We start from the raw sequence: 21,523 nt of genomic DNA, 5'->3' as shown, positions 1-21,523 counted from the left end.
GTCGGTAGCGACTCGCACGTATCGACTCTGAAGGGTCTCTGCCGTAACCCGGCGGAGACCCTTCAGGTCGTTCAGGGTTCGTTGCTTGTCGGTCAGATGGTCGGAGCGTCGCCGAGCAAGCGGTACTCGAGCCACAACTCCGCACGTTCTGTGGGGGAGCCGAGGTCCAGTTGGAGAAGGCTCTCGATCCGAGCGAGTCTGCTGCGCAACGTATGCCGATGAATATTCAGGGCTGTGGCTGCGGCGTCGCCCACACCGTTGTGTGCCAACCACATGGCCAAGGTTCGGTAGAGATCGCTACCGCCCTTCGCTTCCAGAAGCGGGCGCAAGTGTGCCGCCGCGAATGCCGTCGAGCGATCCTGGTCGAGAAATGCGGACAATCCGCTCTCCGAGAGTTCGGCGAACCGCATCGAAGGCAGGTTGCGGGCGCCGGCCTCGGCTGCTGCCTGCGCGGCTTGGCGTCTGGCGCGTGAGAGATCGTCCCACCACAGCATGTCCGACACGCCGACGGTGACGTCGATTTCGTTGACGCGGGCGAGGATTCGCCCGCTGTCGGTAGCCGAGACGACGGCAATCAGTGCACCGTCGGTGATGCCGAACGCCAGATCGCGGCTGAGACCGTCGAGCAGTGAGACGGACACGCTCTCGAGCAGGCCACTCGGGCCCGCTACGTGGAAGACCTGGAAAGGTTCGACCGGAAATCCTCCCCACAGTTCCCCGGAGATGTTGCGGGCGAGCGCATTCTGTCCTTCGAACAGCTGATGCATCGCCACGGTACGCAAATGGTTCATCGTCAACTGCGCATCTCGGGTTCGAGCCGTCATCAACGTGAGCAGAGACGCGGCGGCGATGACGATGCCCTGATTCAGAGAGCCGACGGCGCCGGGGCAGCCGGCGACGAGATACCCCATCAGCTTTCCCCTCGACGTCATCAAAGGGTGCGAGATGACGTCCTCGTTCTCACTCGTGAGGAAACTGACTTCCATCGGGCGGGCGTCGCGCTCGGGAGCCGTTCGCTCGATTCCTGCGGCAGCGGCGGTGTGTGAGATCTCGACGGTATGGCCGGCCGAGTCCAGCAGGGCCGCCCATCCGCCGATCAATTCCGCCACCCGTCGTACGACTGCCCGGGTGCCGTTGACCGTCACTGCAGCTTGAAGTAGTCGCCGAAGGCTCTGGTAGTTGCTGCGCAGCGCTTTCATGTCGTCGTCGGATTGCGCCTTCGACACCGCTTTGGTCAGGGCGATGAAAGGTGTTCGCAATGGGACGTCGAGTAGGGGCACACTGAAACGGGTGGCCGCATCCACCAGAGTCTGCGGCGCCTGCTCGTATCCGAGGCCGGTTCCGAAACCGATTCCGGCAATTCCGGCCGCCACCAGGGTCCGTACGAATCGCGTTGTTTCCGCGGCCGTCGTCGGTAGCGACACCCCGGTGATGAGTAGTAGTTCGCCGCCGTCGAGGAAGGGCGTCGGGTCGGGAAGTTCGGAGACATGTGCCCAGGTCAGGGTGCGATCGAGCTGGTCGTGCCCCGCCAGGACGCGAAGGCCGAACTGTTCGGTCGCACAAAGCTGGCGGAGCGTGATGGGCATGGGTCCAGTCTGACACCTCGAACTCGCCACTTTGTAGTGCCTGCGGTCACGTTTGTACAAAGTGGAGCCTGACGCGAGCTTGCCGAAGGTCCGACACTGGCGCTATCGAAAATGCGCTCCAGAAGAGCGTCACCGAGATCCACGTCCCGAACAGCCCACAAGGAGTACTGATGTCCAGTACAGACCAGCCGGCACTTCAGCACACGCTGAAGAAGCGGCATCTGTCGATGATTGCGATCGCGGGCGTCATCGGCGCCGGACTGTTCGTCGGCTCCGGTGTGGCGATCCAGGAGACGGGACCGGGTGTCCTGGTTTCCTACGCGTTGGCCGGCGTAGTCGTCATCCTCGTGATGCGCATGCTCGGCGAGATGTCGGCAGCGTCGCCGGAAACCGGCTCGTTCTCGTCGTACGCCGACAAGGCCATCGGCCGCTGGGCGGGCTTCTCGATCGGCTGGCTGTACGCGTGGTTCTGGATCATCGTGCTCGGCATCGAGGCCACCGCCGGTGCCCTCATCATGAATCGTTGGGTTCCCGGCGTTCCCCAGTGGACCTGGGCTCTGATTCTGATGATCGTGCTGACGCTGACCAACATCATCTCGGTCAAGTCGTTCGGCGAGTTCGAGTTCTGGTTCGCTTCCATCAAGGTCGTCGCCATCATCGCGTTCCTCGGCATGGGCATCGTGGCGATCTGCGGATGGATGCCCGGCGTCGAAGCACCGGGAATGACCAACCTGACCGGTCACGGCGGTTTCCTGCCGAACGGAACAGGAGCCATGCTCGCCGCAGTCCTTGTGGTCGTGTTCTCGTTCTTCGGCGCCGAAATCGCCACCATCGCCGCCGGTGAATCGGCCAACCCGCTCGAAGCTGTTCGCGCTGCCGTCAAGTCCGTCGTCTGGCGAATTCTCATCTTCTACATCGGCTCGATCGCGGTGGTCGTCACTCTGCTTCCCTGGGACAGCGCATCGGTCGCGCTCAGCCCGTACGTCGCCGTCATGGACTCCTACGGCATTCCGGCCGCGGGCAACATCATGGACGTCGTCGTCCTCACGTCGGTTCTGTCCTGCCTCAACTCCGGTCTCTACACCGCGAGCCGCATGATCTTCTCTCTCGCCGGCCGCGGCGACGCCCCCAAGTCGCTCTCACGTATCGAGAAGACCGGCGTCCCGATGCGCGCTGTCCTGGTCTCGACGATCGTCGGCTTCCTGACCGTCGGCATGAACTACCTCTCCCCGGACAAGGTCTTCCTGTTCCTGGTCAACTCCTCCGGAGCGATCGCGCTGTTCGTCTGGCTCGTCATCTCGGTGTCTCAGCTGCGCACCCGCCGCAAGCTCGAAGCTTCGGGCCAGGAGCTGGAGCTCAAGATGTGGTTCTTCCCGTACCTGACCTACGCGACGATCGCCGCCATCATCGCGCTCTGCATCGGCATGCTCACCCTGGACTCGACGCGCAGTCAGATGATCGTGTCCCTGGGGCTCGCAGCGATCCTCGTGGGCATCGGGCTCTACCGATACCGGAACCACAAAGAGACCGAGGACGCCGAAGGCGCCGACGCCGAGGTTGTACCCGTGTCCGAGAGCGCTCCCACACCCTGACACTAACGTCCCCATCTGCGAGATACTTAGATGTCCTAGTATCGGCCACGGACAGAGAAATCGACGTGAGCACAGCAGATGGGGACAATCATGACCACACCCGAACCGATCGTCATCGTCGACGGGGCCAGGACCCCCGTCGGTAGCTTCGGCGGCGTCTTCAAGGACGTACCCGCACACGAGCTGGGTGCCGCAGCAGCCAAGGCCGCGCTGAGCCGCGCCGGCGTTGCACCCGAAGACATCGACGAGGTCGTCATGGGCTGCATCGGGCAGGTCGGCCCCGACGCCTACAACGCACGCCGCGTGGGCATCGCCGCCGGACTGCCCGAGAACGTTCCCGCCTACACCGTCAACCGCCTCTGTGGCAGCGGCCTGCAGGCCGTGTGGTCGGCGGCGATGCAGATGCGCTGGGGCGCAGCTGCCATCACCCTCGCCGGCGGCGACGAGAGCATGTCCCGCATGCCGTTCTACGATTTCGCCGCCCGCTCGGGCTACAAGCTCGGCGATCGCAGCCTCGTCGACGGCACCGTCGCCATGCTCACCGACCCGTTCAGCAAGGCTCATATGGGCCGCACCGCCGAAGCCGTCGCCCGCAAGTACGGCGTCAGCCGCGAGCAGCAGGACGAGTTCGCAGTGGAATCTCAGCGCCGCGCTGCTACCGACGCAGCCAAGGCAGCATTCGCCGAGGAGATCACTCCCGTCGAGACCGGTGGTCGGCGCTCCGTCACCGTCACCGAAGACGAGCATCCCAAGCCCGGAACCACTGTCGAAACCCTCGCCAAGCTGCGCCCTGCATTCGAAGAGGGCGGATCCGTCACCGCCGGTAACGCGTCGGGCATCAACGACGGCGCCGGCGCACTCGTCCTCGCGACAGGCACCGAGGCAGCCAAGCGCGGCCTCACCGGACTCGTCACGCTCGAAACCGTCACGACGGCAGCCATGGAGCCCGGCCTGATGGGCTACGCTCCCGTGCTCGCTCTCGAAAAGCTTTTTGCGCAAACAGGATTGAAGCCGTCCGACATCGGCACCGCCGAGGTCAACGAGGCCTTTGCTTCGCAGGCCATCGCCGTCATCCGTGACAGTGGCCTGGATCCGGAGAAGACCAACCCGTACGGCGGAGCAATCGCCCTCGGACACCCGGTCGGCGCTACCGGAGCCATCCTCACGCTGCGCGCGGCACGCGACATGGTCCGTCGCGACCTTGAATTCGGCATCGTCACCATGTGCATCGGCGGCGGTCAGGCACTCGCTGCCCTGCTGAAGCGGGTCTGATCATGGTGACCAAGCGCAAGCCGTCGTGGCATGACGACGAGATCACCGCAGTAGCCGAACTGGCCCGTGGTTTCTTCGATCGGGAACTGATCGCCAAGCGTGAGCAGTGGGACGCTCAGCATCGCGTCGACCGGTCCGTGTGGCTCGAAGCCGGCAAGCTCGGCCTGCTGTGCTGCTCGATTCCCGAGGAATACGGCGGGGGCGGTGGAACTTTCGCGCACGATCTTGCAGTCTTCGAGGCGCAGGGCTACTGCGGGGACTATGCACTCGGGAACTCCGTGCACAGTGGCATCGTCGCCCACTACGTGCTCGAGTACGGAAGCGAAGAGCAGAAGAAGGCCTGGCTGCCAGGTATGGCGACGGGCGAGATCCTCGGCGCCATCGGAATGACCGAGCCGGGAACAGGTTCCGACCTCAAGGCCATCACCACGTCCGCGACCCGCGACGGTGACCACTACGTCGTGAACGGGTCGAAGACCTTCATCACCAACGGTGGCAGCGCAGACATGATCGTGCTTGCCGTCAAGACCGATCCCAAGGCGGGCGCCAAGGGTGTCTCGCTCCTGATCGTGGATCTGCGTGACTGCGAAGGCTTTGCGGTCGGCCGCGTCCTCGACAAAGTCGGTCAGCACGGCGCCGATACGTCGGAGCTGTCCTTCACCGATGTTCGCGTTCCCGTCTCGAACCTCCTCGGCGAGTCCGAGGGGCTCGGTTTCGGTCAGTTGATGGCGCAGCTGGTGCAGGAGCGTCTCATCATCGGCGCGCAGGCCATCGGCACCATCGAGCGTGCCGTCGAGGAGACCGTCGCGTACACCAAGGCGCGTCAAGCGTTCGGGCACAGCCTCTTCGAGTTCCAGAACACCGCCTTCGAGCTGGCCGAGTGCCAGACGATCGCGCGCACCTGCCGTGTCTTCCTCGACAACTGCATCGAGGATCACCTCAATGGCGAGCTGGACGGCGCAGACGCCGCGATGGTCAAGTACTGGCTGACCGAACAGCAGTGCGCCGTCGTCGACCGGTGCGTGCAGCTCTACGGCGGATACGGCTACATGCGTGAATACCCGATCGCGCGCATGTACGAGGACTCCCGCGTCCAGAAGATCTACGCCGGCGCCAACGAAGTGATGAAGGGCATCATCGCGAAGAGTCTTTGATCACCGGCGTCGAAAACCATTGACACCGACCAGGCACCCACCGAGCATTTCGGTGGGTGCCTTTGTGTGCCTACAAGCGGGATCGAGCTGTTCGGAAGGCAATCACTGATGAGCTTCACCATCGACGTCGGATCGGCGCGCGTCACCCAACTGACGGAGCTGGCGCACTGGCCGTTTCCGCCGCGAGAGCTTTTTCCGCACGCGGGTGATGCGGAGATCGAGGACGCGTCGGCGCGGCTGACACCGGAGTTCTTCGACGCGGGTAGCGGTGACCTCGTACTTGCCATCCACACCTACCTGGTGGAAATCGGCGGCAAGGCCATCGTCGTCGACACCGGCAACGGGAACAGCAAGCACCGGCCGAACCTCCTGCCGCACCACATGTTCGGTACCGACTACCTCTCGCGCTTCGCCGACACCGGCGTCGACGTTGGCGACGTCGATCTGGTGGTCAGCACACATCTGCACCCCGATCATTGTGGTTGGAACACCAACCTCGAGGCCGAAACCTGGCGGCCCACCTTTCCCCGCGCGACCTACATTTTCGACCGCACCGAACTGGCCGCGCTCGAACAACTCGCCGCCGACGGTCCACACGAAGGAGTGGTCTCGGATTTGGCGCAGACCTTCGAGGACAGCGTCCGTCCCGTTCTGGACGGGGCGAAGTGGGAGGCGGTCGACGACGGCCACGTCCTGGCCGAGTCCGAAGGCACACGCGTCGTCGTGCGCAGCGCGCCCGGTCACACGCCGGGCCACGTCGTGATCGAGATCCGCACTGCCGACGGCGGCGCCGTCATCGCCGGCGACGTGATCCACCATCCGATCCAGTTTCTGTACCCGGACCTCAGCCAGGGCGGCGACGCGGATCCCGAGATCGCCAGGGTCACCCGCCGCGAACTTCTCGAACGCTGCGCGTCGGAGGGGCTCCTTCTACTTCCCGCACACTTCCCCGTCGACGAACCGATCACCATCGAATTCGATTTGAACGGTGCACCGAGTGCTTCCGGTCTGATCGGTCTTGCAACGTCCTGACTTGCCGCATCGTCCCTGGTGACGCATCCAACCCTCGGCGTCCGAACAGGTCCGATACCCTGGTTCATCGTGACCGCTGCAAATTCAGAGACCGCCCGTGCCCAGTACGACCTGATCGTCGTCGGTTCGGGATTCTTCGGGCTGACCATCGCCGAGCGTGCCGCTACCCAGCTGGGTAAGCGTGTGCTGGTGTTGGACCGCCGTCACCACCTGGGGGGGAACGCATACTCGGAGGCTGAGCCGGAGACCGGCATCGAGGTCCACAAGTACGGTGCCCACCTGTTCCACACCTCCAACAAGAAGGTCTGGGACTACGTCACCCAGTTCACGGAGTTCACGAACTACCAGCACCGCGTCTTCGCGCTGCACAAGGGACAGGCGTACCAGTTCCCGATGGGCCTCGGCCTCGTGTCGCAGTTCTTCGGTCGGTACTTCACGCCCGAAGAGGCACGGGCCCTCATCGCCGAGCAGTCCAGCGAGATCGATTCGAAGGATGCCTCCAACCTCGAAGAGAAGGCGATCTCCCTGATCGGACGCCCGCTCTACGAAGCATTTGTGCGTGACTACACGGCAAAGCAGTGGCAGACCGACCCCACCGAGCTGCCCGCGGCGAACATCAGCCGCCTGCCGGTCCGCTACAACTTCGACAACCGCTACTTCAACGACACGTACGAGGGCCTGCCCGTCGACGGCTACACAGCGTGGCTCGAGAACATGGCAAAGGATCCGAAGATCGAGGTCCGCCTCGACACCGATTACTTCGACGTCCGCGACGAACTGCGCACCGCGAGCCCCGACGCACCCGTCATCTACACGGGCCCGCTCGACCGCTACTTCGACTACTCCGAAGGTGCACTGGGATGGCGCACCCTCGATTTCGAGACCGAGGTTTTGCCCACCGGAGACTTCCAGGGCACCCCGGTCATGAACTACAACGACGCCGACGTGCCGTTCACCCGTATCCACGAGTTCCGTCACTTCCACCCGGAGCGCGAGTACCCGACCGACAAGACCGTCATCATGCGTGAGTTCTCACGTGCAGCGGAGGCGAAGGACGAGCCGTACTACCCGATCAACACTCCGGAGGATCGTGAGAAGCTCTCCGCGTACCGCTCACGCGCCAAGAAGGAGACCGCGGAGAACAAGGTCCTCTTCGGTGGGCGTCTCGGCACCTACCAGTACCTGGACATGCACATGGCGATCGCCAGCGCGCTGACGATGTTCGAGAACACCCTGCGCCCGCATCTCGAAACGGGTGCGGAATTGGCAGGGGAGAGCGAATGAACGTACGTCATCTACTCGAAGGCGAAGAAGTCGTCACCGGCGACGAGGTGACCTACCTCGGCAAGTCCCTGCTCTCTCGGATCATCCTTCCCCGCGCCGGCGAACCTCTCGACGTCCGCACGCTGTACTTGGAGGAAGCTTCGACCAACAGTCGTCGGGCTCACTCCACCTCGCGGACGTCCGTCGCGCTCGGCGCCGAGACCGAGGTCTCGTTCGCCACGTACTTCAACGCGTTCCCCGCCAGCTACTGGCGTCGATGGTCCATCCTGAAATCTGTGGTCCTTCGACTCGAACTGTCCGGACACGGCCGCGTGGATGTCTACCGTTCCAAGGCGGACTCCTCGCGAATTCACGTGGAAGGCAAGGAATTTGCCGACGGTGATGCCGCGGTCGAACTCGAGGTGGAGCTGGCACCGTTCGAGGACGGCGGCTGGATCTGGTTCGACATCACCACCGATACGGCCGTAGTCGTCGAGAGCGGCGGCTGGTACGCGCCCGTCGAGGCTCCCGGCGAAGCGACGGTCGCCGTTGGTATTCCGACGTTCAATCGCCCGACCGACGCTGTCAAGGCGCTGGCTGCGTTGTCCTCGGATCCGCTGGTGTCGGACGTGATCAAGGCCGTCATCATGCCGGATCAGGGCACTCGTAAGGTGCGTGACGAGCCCGGGTTCGCCGAAGCTGCTGCAGCACTTGGTGATCGGCTCGCCATTCACGATCAGGGCAACCTCGGTGGCTCCGGCGGATACAGCCGAATCATGTACGAGGCACTCAAGACCACGCAGTGCCAGCACATCCTGTTCATGGACGACGACATCGAGATCGAACCCGACTCGATCCTTCGCGCGCTTGCTTTCTCGCGCTTCGCGAAGTCGCCGATGCTGGTGGGTGGGCAGATGCTCAACCTGCAGGAACGTAGCCACCTTCACGTGATGGGTGAAGTGGTCAACCGCGGGATCTTCATGTGGTCTGCCGCGCCGAACGTCGAATACGACCACGACTTCTCCAAGAATTCGCTGCGAGATTCGAAACTGCTGCACCGTCGCATCGACGTCGACTTCAACGGCTGGTGGATGTGCATGATCCCGCGCCAGGTCGCGGAAGAGCTCAAGCAGCCGCTGCCACTGTTCATCAAGTGGGACGACTGCGAATACGGTTTGCGCGCAAAGGAAGCCGGATACCCGACCGTCACGCTGCCCGGTGCCGCGATCTGGCACATGGCGTGGAGCGACAAGGACGACGCCATCGACTGGCAGGCGTACTTCCACCTCCGTAACCGTCTGGTGGTGGCCGCGCTCCATATGCCGGGCAACGGCCGCGGCCTTGTGGTCAACACGGTGAAGGCGACTCTCAAGCACCTGCTGTGCCTCGAGTACTCCACCGTTGCGATCCAGAACAAGGCCATCGCGGACTTCCTTGCCGGACCGGAACACGTCGCGAACATGCTGCCCACCGCACTCGGTGAGGTCCATGCCCAGCGCAAGGAGTACCCCGACGCCGTCGTGGTGCCCTCGGCAACCGCACTACCGCTGCCCTCCGGCGCCGAGGTCGGGGACGTCAGCGCGCCGACCAACCCCGTCGCCAAGATCGTCCGCGTCGGCAAGGCCGTGGTACACAACCTCAAGCCTGCGCACCCTGAGCATCACGAGCGTCCTCAGCTCAACGTGCCGACCATCGACGCCAGGTGGTACCTGCTCTCGCAGGTCGACGGCGTCACCGTCACCACCGCCGACGGCCGCGGCGTCGTCTACCGCAAGCGCAACCCCAAGCAGGCACTCGAACTGCTCAAGGAAGCCATGCGTTTGCGCCGCGAACTCGCCGCGCGTTTCCCTGAACTCAAGAAGCAGTACCAGGACGCCGTTCCTTCACTGACCAGCACGGAAAGGTGGGAACGTGTCTTCGGCATCTCCTGAAGTACAGATTCTGGCCGGAATTCAATCGACCGTCGGGCAGCTGCCGGGAGCCGTCAAGGTCGCCCGCGGTATGTCTCACTTCGGTGAGCACTCCCTCGGGTGGATCGCGATCGCTGCCGTCGGAGCTGCTGTGGACAAGCCGCGTCGACGTGAGTGGGCCGGAGCAGCCGTCGGCGCATTCGGTGCACACGCCGCCTCCGTGGTGATCAAACGAGTCGTCAGGCGCAAGCGACCTTCCGACCCTTCGGTGCAGGTCAACGTCTCGACACCGAGCAAGCTCAGCTTCCCGTCGTCACACGCGACGTCGACGACGGCGGCGGCTGTGCTGATCGGTCGACTCACCGGGCTACCCTTACCGGCGTTGCTGGTGCCCCCGATGATGCTCTCGCGTCTGGTCCTGGGAGTTCACTACCCGACCGACGTACTCGCCGGAGCGGCACTGGGAGCCGCATCCGCGGCGGTAGTTCGCCGGGTCGAAGAAGCCAGAGCCGAACAGAAATGTGGAGATAAATGAGCGAGGAACCGGCTACGGTCAGCGGACCCCCGAAGTCCCTGCCCGCCGGCATCGTCAAGGCGCTTCGCCCACGTCAGTGGGTCAAGAACGTCCTTGTGCTGGCAGCGCCCATCGCGGCCGGAACCGCCACCGAAGCCGACGTGCTCCTGCCCGTCGCGCTGGCGTTCGTCGTGTTCTGCATGGCGGCATCGGGCATCTACCTCGTCAACGACGCGATGGATGTCGAAGCCGACCGTGCTCACCCCACGAAGCGATTCCGTCCCATCGCGGCCGGAGTTCTACCCGTCAACATCGCGTACGGCATGGCAGTCGTGCTGCTTGCCGGTGCGATCGGGCTGTCCTTCCTGGCCAACTGGCAACTCGCCGTGGTCATGGGCGTGTACATCGTCATCCAGCTCGCCTACTGCTTCGGTCTCAAGCATCAGGCCGTCATCGACATCTGCATCGTCTCGTCCGGCTTCCTGCTTCGAGCGATCGCCGGTGGCGTTGCCGCCGAGATCGATCTCTCGCAGTGGTTCCTGCTGATGATGGCGTTCGGTTCACTCTTCATGGCGGCAGGCAAGCGCTACGCCGAACTGCAGTTGGCCGAGAAGACCGGCGCGAAGATCCGTAAGTCCCTCGAGAGCTACACGATGACGTACCTGCGTTTCGTGTGGACGATGGCAGCGACGACGCTGGTCCTCTGCTACGGACTGTGGGCGTTCCAGCAGGACGCCATCAAGGGCACCAACTGGTATGCCATCTCGATGGTGCCTTTCACCATCGCGGTGCTGCGATATGCGGTGGACGTCGACGGCGGCGAAGCCGGAGAGCCTGAGGAGATCGCGCTCGGTGACCGGGTGCTGCAACTCCTCGCGATTGCGTGGATCGGAGTAGTGGGTGTCGCTGTCTACCTCGTCTGAGCCACGCACCGAGGCCGACCCGCACGTCGACACTGCGGCGAATCGCACCACCCTCAGTCGAGGAGTTTTTCTCGGCGGGGTGGTGCTTGCTGCTGCCCTCATGTTCTGGGGGGCGTGGGAGCGTCGCTGGATCGCCGACGACGGACTCATCGTCTTGCGAACCGTCCGCAACCTGCTCGCGGGGAACGGCCCGGTCTTCAATGCGGGCGAGCGTGTCGAGGCGAACACGAGTACCGCGTGGACATACATCGTCTACGCGTTCAGTTGGCTCACGCAGATCCGCCTCGAATACGTCGTTCTGACGATCGCGCTCGTACTCTCGACTGCTGCCGTCGTGCTGGCGATGCTCGGCACCGGTCGTCTGTACCGAGGCGTTCGGCCGTCGGCGGGCGGAACGATCCTGCTGGTACCGGCAGGTGTTCTCGTCTACATCGCGGTTCCGCCTGCGCGAGATTTCGCCACTTCCGGGCTCGAGACTTGCTTGGTGATCTTCTGGATCGCGCTCCTGTGGCTACTGCTCGTTCGGTGGGCGCAGTCGTCGAAGCCGTCCACGGCGTCGATCCTGACTCTCTCGTTCGTGGCAGGCCTCGGACCATTGGTTCGACCCGAGATGGCAATTCCCGGTGCTGCCGCGTTGATGATGATCGTTCTCTCCGCAGGCCTGACCTGGAAGATTCGCGCACTGATCGTGGTCGTCGCCGGACTTGTGCCGGTGGGCTATCAGATCTGGCGAATGGGCTATTACGCCCTGCCGTACCCGAACACCGCGGTGTCGAAGGACGCCGGTGGCGCGAAGTGGGCGCAGGGTTTTGCGTACCTGTGGAACCTCGTCGGGCCGTACCTGCTCTGGCTGCCGCTGCTTTTCCTGCTCATCGGCGCGCTGCTGCTCGTGTGGCGAAGCCGAGCGGACGCACCTGCCACCGCCACCGATCAACCTGTACGCCCGCTGTGGGAGCGCTTTCAGCAGTTTCTGCGCACGCCGCGGGCGATTGTCACCTTCATTCTCGGCAGTGGGCTGATTCTCGGGATCTACTCTCTGCGCGTCGGCGGCGACTTCATGCACGGCCGCGTCCTGTTGCCGGTGTTGTTCTGCCTGCTCATCCCGGTCGCCGTCATTCCGCTGCGGGTTCCGGCGCGGGCAGCGTTCGGCAGTAACCGCGACACCGCGATCTTCGGAGTCTCGGCGGTGCTGTGGATCGGGACGATCATCTGGGCCTTCTTCGCCGCCAACACGACGGGCATGCCGGAAGGCTCCGTGGTGGGTCGCTCGGGAATCGTCGACGAGCGTGCGTTCTATGCACTCAACACCGGTCACAAGCACCCGATTCTTGCCGAGGACTACCTCGACTATCCGCGAATGCGTGCCATGGTGGAGACCATCGCGCGGACTCCGGAGGGTGGGCTGCTGTTGCCGTCGGCGAGTTACGACTCCTGGTTCGTCGTCCCACCGCCAGGGCCGCTCGAGGAGCCTGCCGAGCACGTCGTCTTCTTCCTCAACCTCGGAATGACGAGCATGAACGTGGGCCTCGACGTTCGGGTGCTCGATCAGATGGGGCTGGCGTACCCCCTGGCAGCACACACCGAGCGCCTCGAAGACGGCCGGATCGGGCACGACAAGAACCTTTACCCGGACTGGGTGGTCGCGGATACCGGAATGATCGACGTTCGCCCGTGGCTGCCGTTCTTCCTCGACGAGGACTGGGTTGCCGACGCGAAGCTGGCGATCACGTGCCCGGAAACGCAGGAGTTGCTCACGTCGTACCGCTCCGAGCTGACCTGGGCCAGATTCAAACAGAACTTCCAGCAGGCTTTCGACTTCGCGAAGTACCGATTCGACCGGGTTCCGGCCTACGAATTGGAACGCTGCGGGCTCGTTCCGCCGGAGCCGCCGAAGTGATGTGATCAGCATCACCGACGGTTGAAGGTTTGAATATTTCGATTCAGTAACACCGAATCGATTGGCCACGATGTACTCGAAGACGATTCACCTAACCTGAATCACTCCCTGCGGGTGATGACGGCGTCGCCCGCGGACTGAGACGTAACGGTCTGTCTATTTGTCACAGCTGAACCTGTGACATAAAGTCCAGCGAGCGCAGTGTGACTTGGAAGAGGTCCGCTGCCGACCCGAACTTGTTCGGGCTGGCAGAAAAGCCTGTTCCCCGACGGAATCCGCCGGAGCCACTCCACCGAGTGAGTGCCGCAGACGAAGAGAGAGAGCAGTATCCATGCGTTTTGCCAGAAAGAGGCTGACCCAGCGCCTCAAGCACCGAGCGTTGGCCATCGGTGCCGCAGCACTTGTGCTACCCCTTGCTGCAGGAGTTGCCGGTAGTGCTGTCGCCTCTGCTGCGCCCGCGCACACTGCTCCCAGCCACACCGCCCCCTCCGGCGGATACGACGAGCTGTGGGTGCCCTCCTCGATGGGCAACATCAAGGTCCAGGTCCAGTGGGCCGCACGCGGCGGAAACGCTGCCCTCTACCTCCTCGACGGCCTGCGTGCGCGCAACGACGCCAACGCGTGGAGCTTCGAGACCAACGCGATGGACCAGTACCGCAACGACAACATCACCCTCGTGATGCCCGTCGGCGGCGAGTCCAGCTTCTACAGCGACTGGTATGCACCGTCGAACTTCAACGGTCAGCAGATCACGTACAAGTGGGAAACGTTCCTCACGCAGGAACTCCCCAACTTCCTCGCGAACTACGGCGTCTCGCCGAACAACAACGCGGTTCTCGGTCTCTCGATGGGTGGCAGCGCTGCTCTGACGCTGGCTGCTTACCACCGCGACCAGTTCAAGTTCGCCGGCTCGCTGTCGGGCTACCTGAACATCTCGGCTCCCGGCATGCGCGAGGCAATCCGCGTCGCAATGCTCGATGCCGGTCGCTTCAACGTCGACTCCATGTGGGGACCGCCGTGGAGCCCGTCCTGGCTGCGCAACGACCCGTTCGTCTTCGCACCGCGTCTGCAGGGCCTGTCGATGTACATCTCGTCGGCAAGCGGCCTGCCCGGTGAATACGACCACCCGCGCGCACCGATCGATTACTACAACACGGCTAACGGCATGGGCCTCGAAGCTCTCGCCCTGGTCAACACCCGTGCATTCCAGATCCGCATGAACTCGCTGGGTATCCCGGCCACCTACAGCTTCCCGTCCAACGGCACGCACTCGTGGCCGTACTGGTCGGCAGAGCTGTGGAAGGCTCGCGGCCAGATCCTCGACACCATGAACGCTTGGTGATCGTGCGCCATCCCGTGACCTAGTCACTTCACCAGTGCCGTTCCGGACTCCCTCCAAGGGAAACCGGGACGGCACTTGTGTATTCAGGTGCTGCACGATCGCCTGAGGTCAGTAACAATTGCACCACCAGTAACAGCGCGGCTACCCCAAGCGGGGATCGTTTGCGTGTAGAAATAGTTTCAACGGGGGTCTGGCTGCTCAGGCGGCTACACGATCGACGCGCGGACCGAACGTAAGGAAAGAGAGTGAGCTCATGCGAGTAGGCCTTGCCACGGAGGACCGTCGCCGGTCCCGGGCAACCTTCCGGACAAAGGTCGTCGGCGCACTGGCAGCGATGCTGGTACTGCCGATCGCCGCGGGCTTGACGACGGCCGGAACCGCGGCAGCCGCGCCGGCACCTGCTCAGGCCGCACCGGCCGTGACCCAGAACCCCACCGGCGCAGCGGTCACGAAGGTCGACTGGCTCAGTGAGCGTCGCGTCGCGCTGTGGGTGAACTCTCCCGCGATGGGCACCCCGATTCAGGTGCAGATCCTCTTGGCTCGCGATTGGAACGTCAATCCGTCGGCCAGCTTCCCCTCGGTCTGGATGCTCGACGGTCTTCGCGCGACCGACAACGAGAACGCCTGGACCTACGAAACCGACGCTGAGTCCTTCTACGCGGACAAGAACGTCAACGTCATTCTTCCCGTCGGCGGTCAGTCCAGCTTCTACTCCGACTGGCTCGAGCCCGACAATGGCAAGAACTACCAGTGGGAGACGTTCCTGACCAAGGAACTGCCCCCGATCCTCGAAAAGGACTGGCGGACCACGCAGACGCGCGGAGTAGTCGGACTGTCGATGGGCGGAACGTCCGCTATGTTCCTCACGGCGCGTAACCCCGGCTTCTTCAAGTTCGCGGCTTCGCTGTCCGGCATCCTCACCACCACCTCGCTCGGCATGCCTCAGGCAATCCAGTTCGCGATGACCGACGCCGGTGGATACAACTCCGCCGCGATGTGGGGACCGCCGTCCAACGCACAGTGGGCTGCACACGATCCGTATGCGCTCGCCGAGAAGCTCAAGGGCGTCAGTCTGTACGTCTCGAGTGGTAGCGGTACGACCGGCCCGTACGACCAGCCGTCGGGAATTCCCGGCGTCAGCACCAACTACGCAGGTATGGGCCTCGAGATCCTCGCTCGCCTGACCTCGCAGACCTTCGCGACCAAGCTCAACCAGCTCGGCATCCCCGCGCAGGTCAATTACCGCCCGTCCGGAACCCACTCGTGGCCGTACTGGCAGTTCGAGCTTCATCAGCTGTGGCCGCAGTTGGCCAACGCCATCGGCGTCGAGGTCGAGAAGCCGGCTTGCGGCACGTCGGGTGAGATCGGTGCGACGGCTGCAGCCAACGGTTGGATCGGCGACTGCATCACCCCCGAGTACAGCGTCGCGGGTGGCCTGGCACAGGACTTCCGCAACGGTCGCATCTACTTCACCAGTGGAACGGGCGCCCAGCCTGTAGCCGGTCGTATCGCCGGCGCGTACATGAACACCGGAGCAGCGGCCGGCCCGCTCGGCTTCCCGCGTACTCCCGAACTCGGTACCCCCGACGGACGCGGACGCTTCAACCACTTCCAGAACGGCTCCATCTACTGGACCCCGCAGACCGGCGCTCACCCCGTCAGCGGCGACATCCTCGCCGAGTGGTCCGCACAGGGATGGGAAGGTGGCCCGCTCGGCTACCCGACCGCCGACGAGATCGCGACCCCCGGCAAGCCGGGCAAGGTTCAGGGATTCGAGATCGGCGCGATGTACAGCAGCGCGAACGGAACTCACGCGGTTCTCGGAATGATCATGGGCAAGTACGGCGAACTCGGTTGGGAAAACGGCTGGCTCGGATTCCCGAAGTCGAACGAGGTTCCGATCAAGGACAACGGACGCTTCACCGAGTTCGAGGGCGGCAACATCTACTGGAGCCCCGGCACCGGTGCATGGTCCGTCGAGAACGGCCCGCTCTTCGACGGCTGGAAGAGCGTCGGATACGAGGGCGGCCGCCTCGGATTCCCGATCAGTGACAAATTCGACATTCCCGGTGGTGTCCAGCAGAACTTCCAGTTCGGCTACATCACGGTGATCGGTGACAAGACAGAAGTTCACTAACTCACAGTGGTGCACGACGGGCGGGCCCGATCACGGATCGGTGCCCGCCCGCGTGCGTTGCGTAACCTGTTGATGGACTTTCGACTGAAGGCAAGGACGGACATTGATGTCGCTTTTCTCGGGTAACCGAAACACTTGTGCACGCGCGATCGCGGTCGGCGCCTTGGCGCTCGCCACGGGTGGTGCGCTTGTCGCGTGCGGTAGTGACGACTCCACTGCAACCTCCAATCCGGTCACCACGACGTCCGCTGCGGCTTCGTCCTCGAGTGGTTCGGCGTCTGCGTCCGCCTCTGCGACCACGACGGCGTCGGCTGCACCCACCAGTCCAGGAGCAGCAGCCACCGCGCCGCCGGAGCAGCCGCAGAGCATCGAAGGCTTCCCGGGCCCCACAGTCGTCGAGGTCAGTCCAGAGGCACAGAAGTTCCTCGACGGACTGAAGGCGAAGGGCATCACCCCAGCCGGTGACGGAAGCATCGCCGTCAACACGGCCAATTACATCTGCGCTGCCGGTCCTCAGACCGACGACGAGGTCCTGACCTTCGTGACTGCCTTCGTCGGCCAGGAAGCGTCGGCGGAAGGCAAGCAGATCACTCCCGAGCAGGCAGGTGCGAACGCTCAGATCTATATCGACGTCGCCAACACCACCTACTGCAAGTAGGCGCGGGTCATGGCGAGGTCTGGAAAGCGTCGTGGGTGCCTGATCCCGCTGCTGATCATTCTTGTGGTCGCAGCGGTCGTGATCGGCGGTTGGTACATCCTGGCCGGGCGGGTGCCTTCGCCGACTCCGATCCCGCCGAGTCCGGAGCCACCGGTCTCTCAGCCGGCCAGTTGCCCCGATGTCCAGGTAGTAGCCATACCGGGTACGTGGGAGTCGAGCGCTACCGACGACCCGTACAACCCGACGGCCAATCCGGCGTCGTTGATGCTGAACGTGACCCGCCCTCTTCAGGAGAAGTTCGATAGTTCGAGGGCCGACGTCTACACCGTTCCTTACGTCGCACAGTTTTCGAATCCGGTTGCGATCCCGCCGGACGGACAGCAGTCCTACAACAACAGCCGGGCTGCGGGAACTGCTGCCACTAACGACTTTCTGATGAAGCGGCACGCCGAGTGCCCGCTCACGAGCTACGTCCTGACCGGATTTTCCCAGGGCGCGGTGATCGCGGGTGACGTCGCCGCGAGTATCGGCGACGGTACCGGCGCGGTGCCTGCCGATCTGGTTCTGGGCGTGGGCTTGATTGCCGACGGTCGGCGCGATCCGGCGTTCGGGAACACGGTTGGCCCGAGCGTTGCCGGTGTCGGTGCCGAGCTGTCGCTGAACGGGCTGAAGCTTCCCGGTCTCACGATGACCGGCCCGAGGCCAGGCGGATTCGGCGACCTCAACGACCGGACTTATCAGATCTGCGCGCCGAGCGACGGTATCTGCGACGCTCCGGCCGCCGCCCTCAATCCGACCAACTGGTTGAGTTCGGCGCCGCGGCTTCTCGAGTACTACAACAACCCTGTGCACGCGATGTACAACTCCTTCCAAGTCGATCCGAACGGCACGACGGCCACCCAATGGATGGCACAGTGGGCTGCGGAGAAGATCGACGCCGCACCGACACCGCCCCACAGTTGAGTCACCGCCGCACTGTTGATTCGTCACAATCGGGCGTCTCGGGAGTTCGCTCGCGGGTAATCTGCTCGTTTGGTCCCGGTAGAGTGCTGCACGGTCCGGGGGCGTCCTCTACAGTGCTGTCACGTAAGTGACTGGCGAGTAGGTTCGATTTGTCCGGTTTCGAAGTCCGAGTACGACGTACGTGTCCATCACAGGAGAATCGCTATATGAGTTCCACCCACGGCAGCGATGCCCTACGCAAATTCCGGTTTGCGGCCGGTGGCGAGGGCAACGCCGAAGAGGGTGGTGCGCGACGTTTCGTCAAGCTTGCGCAGAAGGCCGAGGAACTCGGCTACGACTCGTTCATGATTCCGGACCACCTGGGTAATCAGGTCGGACCGATCGCCGCTCTGGGAGCGCTCGCAGTGGCCACGGACAAGATCCGTCTGGGCACTGCCGTGTTGGCCAACGGCTTCCGTCATCCTGCTGTGCTCGCGAAGGACGCGGCGACTATCGACGTGCTGTCCGGTGGCCGACTCGAACTCGGTATCGGCGCAGGCTGGATGAAGGAAGAGTTCGACAAGGGCGGCATCGCATACGAAAGCCCCGGCGTTCGCATCGAGAAACTCGAGGAGTCTCTGCAGATTCTCGACACACTGCTGCGCGGGCAGGAATGCACTTTCGAAGGCAAGCACTATCAGGTGCGTGGCCTCAAGGGCAGCCCGCGACCGCGGCAGGGCCCGCGGCCGCCGATCATCGTCGGTGGCGGCGGACCGAAGATGCTCGCTCTCGCCGCGAAGTACGCGGACATCATCTCGGTCGCCACACCGACCAACCGTGACGGGCGGCTTCTGCTCTCCGGAATCACGATGGAAAAGACCATCGAACGTGTCGAGCGGATCCGCGAAGCTGCCGGCGAGCGTTTCGATGAGATCGAACTCAACTGGACCATCACCATGATCATGATCACCGACGATCGAGAGCAGGCTGCCGAGATGGCAATCGCCGCTCTGGACCAAGGTTTTCCGCCGAACATCGAAGTGGATCGTAAGCTGAGCGTGGAGGAGTTGCTGAACTCTCCATACCTGGCTGTGGGCACTTTCGAGGAAATCGCAGACCAGATTCGACTGGTCCGCGAGAAGACGTCGATGTCGTACGTCGGGGTCTTCCCGACGCAGATGGAAGCGTTCGCCCCGATCATCCCGTTACTGGCGGGCGAGTAGGCCGGAGAATACGGACGATGCGAATCTGTAACATATCGATGGTTTGGGATCGATGAAGTGATTCAGGTGAGTTGCGCACAAAGTGCGATTCGATTGATCGAAGATGGACCCGAGAGAGCGAAGGAAGTCTGGGGCGCAGGCATGAAAGACAGTGCTTGTGTGATCGCTTCGGAGGAGATGGAATGAACGCGCTGTTCGATGGCTTTCTCGACGAGAAGGGCCAGATCCGCCTGCAACCAGGCTTCACGCTGGTCGACTACGTCGAGCAACACTCGCGTGTCAACGCGGACGAGCTCGCGTATCGGTACATCGATTACTCACGCGAGCGTGACGGTGAAGCCCTGGAGCTGACCTGGGAGCAGTTCGGTGTGCGTCTGCGCGCTGTTGCAGCCCGTTTGCAGCAGGTCACCAAGCGTGGCGACCGTGTCGCGATTCTTGCGCCGCAGGGGCTCGACTACGTCATTTCGTTCTTCGCCGCCATTCAGGCCGGTTCCATCGCGGTGCCGCTCTTCGATCCGGACGAGCCCGGCCACACCGACCGTCTTCACGCTGTTCTCGGTGACTGCAAGCCGACTGCGATTCTGACTGCCGCATCGTCGGCAGCCGGTGTTCGTCAGTTGTTCCGCTCGCTTCCCGCTGCCGAGCGTCCGCGCATCATCGCCGTCGACGCGATTCCCGACACCGTCGGTGAAACGTGGGTTCGTCCCGACATCGAACTCGACGACATCGCGTACCTGCAGTACACCTCCGGTTCGACCCGAGTTCCCGCCGGCGTGGAGATCACCCACCGCGCTGTCGGAACGAACGCGCTCCAGATGGTCGACTCCATCGAACTCAACGAGGACTCACGCGGCGTCACGTGGCTGCCGCTGTTCCACGACATGGGCCTGCTGACGGTCATCCTGCCTGCTCTGGGCGGCAAGTACATCACCATCATGAGCCCGCGCGCTTTCGTGCAGCGGCCGTACCGGTGGATCAAGGAACTGGCTGCGGTTTCCGACGGCGCAGGCACCTTCGCCGCCGCTCCCAACTTCGCCTTCGAGCACGCTGCCGCGCGCGGCCTGCCGAAGGACGGCGAGACCCTGGACCTGAGCAACGTCATCGGCCTGATCAACGGCAGTGAGCCGGTCACGACGTCGTCGATGCGCAAGTTCAACGACGCTTTTGCTCAGTACGGTCTGCCCAAGACTGCGATCAAGCCGTCGTACGGCATGGCCGAAGCGACGCTCTTCGTCTCCTCGACCAAGCATTCCGACGAGGCCAAGGTCATCTACGTCGACCGCACGGAACTCAACAAGGGCCGCATGGTCATCGTCGACCAGTACTCCGAGAACGCCATCGCACAGGTCTCCTGTGGGTACGTCTCGCGCAGTCAGTGGGCGGCGATCGTCGATCCCGAAACTCTGACCGAGGTCCCCGACAATCACGTAGGCGAGATCTGGTTGCACGGCGAGAACATCGGCATCGGCTACTGGGGTCGCCCCGACGAGACGGCGGAGACCTTCCACAACAAGCTGGACAATCGGTTGAGCGAAGACAGCCACACCGAGGGCACGCCTGCGGATGCCAACTGGATGCGTACCGGCGACTTCGGCGTCTACGTCGACGGCGAGCTGTACATCACCGGTCGCGTCAAGGACCTCGTGATCGTCGACGGTCGCAATCATTACCCGCAGGACCTCGAGGCTTCGGCTCAGGAAGCCAGCCCCGCCCTGCGCCCCGGCTTCATCGCTGCGTTTGCCGTACCGGCCAACCAGCTGCCTTCTGTCGTGTTCTCCAACACGCACTCGGGTCTGAAGTTCGACGACGACGATTCCTCGGAGCAGTTGGTCATCGTGGCCGAGCGTGCTCCCGGAGCAGGCAAGGCCGATCCGCAGCCGATCGCGGACACCGTGCGTGCGGCGATTTCTTCCCGTCACGGTGTTACGGCCCGAGACATCCTGCTCGTCCCCGCGGGTTCGATTCCGCGTACGTCCAGCGGCAAGATCGCTCGCCGCGCGTGTAAGGCGAGTTATATCGAGGGAACGTTGCGAGGCGGCTATCAGCAGACCGCATTCCCCGATAGCGTTTGAGGAGCA

General features: G+C 63.6%; 16 protein-coding genes. 15 read left to right on the top strand and 1 reads right to left on the bottom strand.

From position 1 onward, the window contains the following. Positions 1 to 92: 92 nt before the first annotated feature. Positions 93 to 1,586, bottom strand: a complete 1,494-nt coding sequence (locus AC1DWA_RS06730) for a PucR family transcriptional regulator (protein WP_019746400.1) — start codon at positions 1,584 to 1,586, stop codon at positions 93 to 95. A 170-nt stretch (positions 1,587 to 1,756) separates the two neighbouring features. Here AC1DWA_RS06730 and AC1DWA_RS06725 point away from each other — a divergent pair, with 170 nt between their 5' ends. The 15 genes from AC1DWA_RS06725 (at position 1,757) to fadD32 (ending at position 21,517) form a co-directional block, all read left to right on the top strand. Further along, a complete protein-coding gene (locus AC1DWA_RS06725) occupies positions 1,757 to 3,178 on the top strand; it encodes an amino acid permease (protein WP_019746401.1) in 1,422 nt (473 codons plus the stop codon). Between the two features lie 90 nt (positions 3,179 to 3,268). Next, entirely contained in the window at positions 3,269 to 4,450 is a 1,182-nt protein-coding gene (locus tag AC1DWA_RS06720) for a thiolase family protein (RefSeq protein WP_007731825.1), read from the top strand. A gap of 2 nt (positions 4,451 to 4,452) precedes the next feature. Beyond that, positions 4,453 to 5,604 carry an acyl-CoA dehydrogenase family protein gene (locus AC1DWA_RS06715; RefSeq protein WP_069146666.1) on the top strand — a complete coding sequence of 384 codons (1,152 nt, stop codon included), beginning with the start codon at positions 4,453 to 4,455 and terminating at the stop codon, positions 5,602 to 5,604. 108 nt (positions 5,605 to 5,712) lie between these two features. Beyond that, positions 5,713 to 6,636 carry an MBL fold metallo-hydrolase gene (locus tag AC1DWA_RS06710; RefSeq protein WP_092765755.1) on the top strand — a complete coding sequence of 308 codons (924 nt, stop codon included), beginning with the start codon at positions 5,713 to 5,715 and terminating at the stop codon, positions 6,634 to 6,636. A gap of 69 nt (positions 6,637 to 6,705) precedes the next feature. Further along, positions 6,706 to 7,920: a UDP-galactopyranose mutase gene (gene glf, locus AC1DWA_RS06705; protein WP_007731822.1), complete on the top strand. Its 1,215-nt coding sequence runs from the start codon at positions 6,706 to 6,708 to the stop codon at positions 7,918 to 7,920. Beyond that, entirely contained in the window at positions 7,917 to 9,830 is a 1,914-nt protein-coding gene (locus AC1DWA_RS06700; protein WP_477846170.1) for a glycosyltransferase, read from the top strand. The genes glf and AC1DWA_RS06700 overlap by 4 nt, the downstream gene beginning before the upstream one ends. Continuing rightward, positions 9,811 to 10,344 (top strand): phosphatase PAP2 family protein, encoded by a 534-nt coding sequence (locus AC1DWA_RS06695; protein WP_003943893.1) that lies wholly within the window; start codon positions 9,811 to 9,813, stop codon positions 10,342 to 10,344. Before AC1DWA_RS06700 ends, AC1DWA_RS06695 begins: the two co-directional genes overlap by 20 nt. Further along, the gene (locus tag AC1DWA_RS06690; RefSeq protein WP_003943808.1) at positions 10,341 to 11,246 is read left to right on the top strand and encodes a decaprenyl-phosphate phosphoribosyltransferase; all 906 of its coding nucleotides are present in this window, start codon (positions 10,341 to 10,343) and stop codon (positions 11,244 to 11,246) included. The genes AC1DWA_RS06695 and AC1DWA_RS06690 overlap by 4 nt, the downstream gene beginning before the upstream one ends. Continuing rightward, positions 11,224 to 13,143: an arabinofuranosyltransferase AftB family protein gene (locus AC1DWA_RS06685; protein WP_477846169.1), complete on the top strand. Its 1,920-nt coding sequence runs from the start codon at positions 11,224 to 11,226 to the stop codon at positions 13,141 to 13,143. The genes AC1DWA_RS06690 and AC1DWA_RS06685 overlap by 23 nt, the downstream gene beginning before the upstream one ends. Positions 13,144 to 13,474: 331 nt before the next feature. Beyond that, positions 13,475 to 14,485, top strand: coding sequence for an alpha/beta hydrolase (locus tag AC1DWA_RS06680; protein ID WP_020905770.1), 1,011 nt, complete (start codon positions 13,475 to 13,477; stop codon positions 14,483 to 14,485). Positions 14,486 to 14,738: 253 nt separating this feature from the next. Beyond that, a complete protein-coding gene (locus tag AC1DWA_RS06675) occupies positions 14,739 to 16,622 on the top strand; it encodes an alpha/beta hydrolase-fold protein (RefSeq protein WP_020905771.1) in 1,884 nt (627 codons plus the stop codon). A gap of 106 nt (positions 16,623 to 16,728) precedes the next feature. After that, entirely contained in the window at positions 16,729 to 17,280 is a 552-nt protein-coding gene (locus AC1DWA_RS06670) for a DUF732 domain-containing protein (RefSeq protein ID WP_019746408.1), read from the top strand. A 9-nt stretch (positions 17,281 to 17,289) separates the two neighbouring features. Then, positions 17,290 to 18,243 (top strand): cutinase family protein, encoded by a 954-nt coding sequence (locus AC1DWA_RS06665; RefSeq protein WP_019746409.1) that lies wholly within the window; start codon positions 17,290 to 17,292, stop codon positions 18,241 to 18,243. A gap of 206 nt (positions 18,244 to 18,449) precedes the next feature. Beyond that, positions 18,450 to 19,445: an LLM class F420-dependent oxidoreductase gene (locus AC1DWA_RS06660; protein WP_019746410.1), complete on the top strand. Its 996-nt coding sequence runs from the start codon at positions 18,450 to 18,452 to the stop codon at positions 19,443 to 19,445. A 182-nt stretch (positions 19,446 to 19,627) separates the two neighbouring features. Then, complete coding sequence (gene fadD32, locus AC1DWA_RS06655) at positions 19,628 to 21,517, top strand: long-chain-fatty-acid--AMP ligase FadD32 (RefSeq protein WP_003943899.1); 1,890 nt, start codon at positions 19,628 to 19,630, stop codon at positions 21,515 to 21,517. The last annotated feature ends 6 nt before the right edge of the window (positions 21,518 to 21,523 follow it).

The sequence above is a fragment of the Rhodococcus sp. P4_F3_2 genome (assembly GCF_056401335.1).
This window is presented reverse-complemented; position numbering and strand designations above follow the sequence as displayed.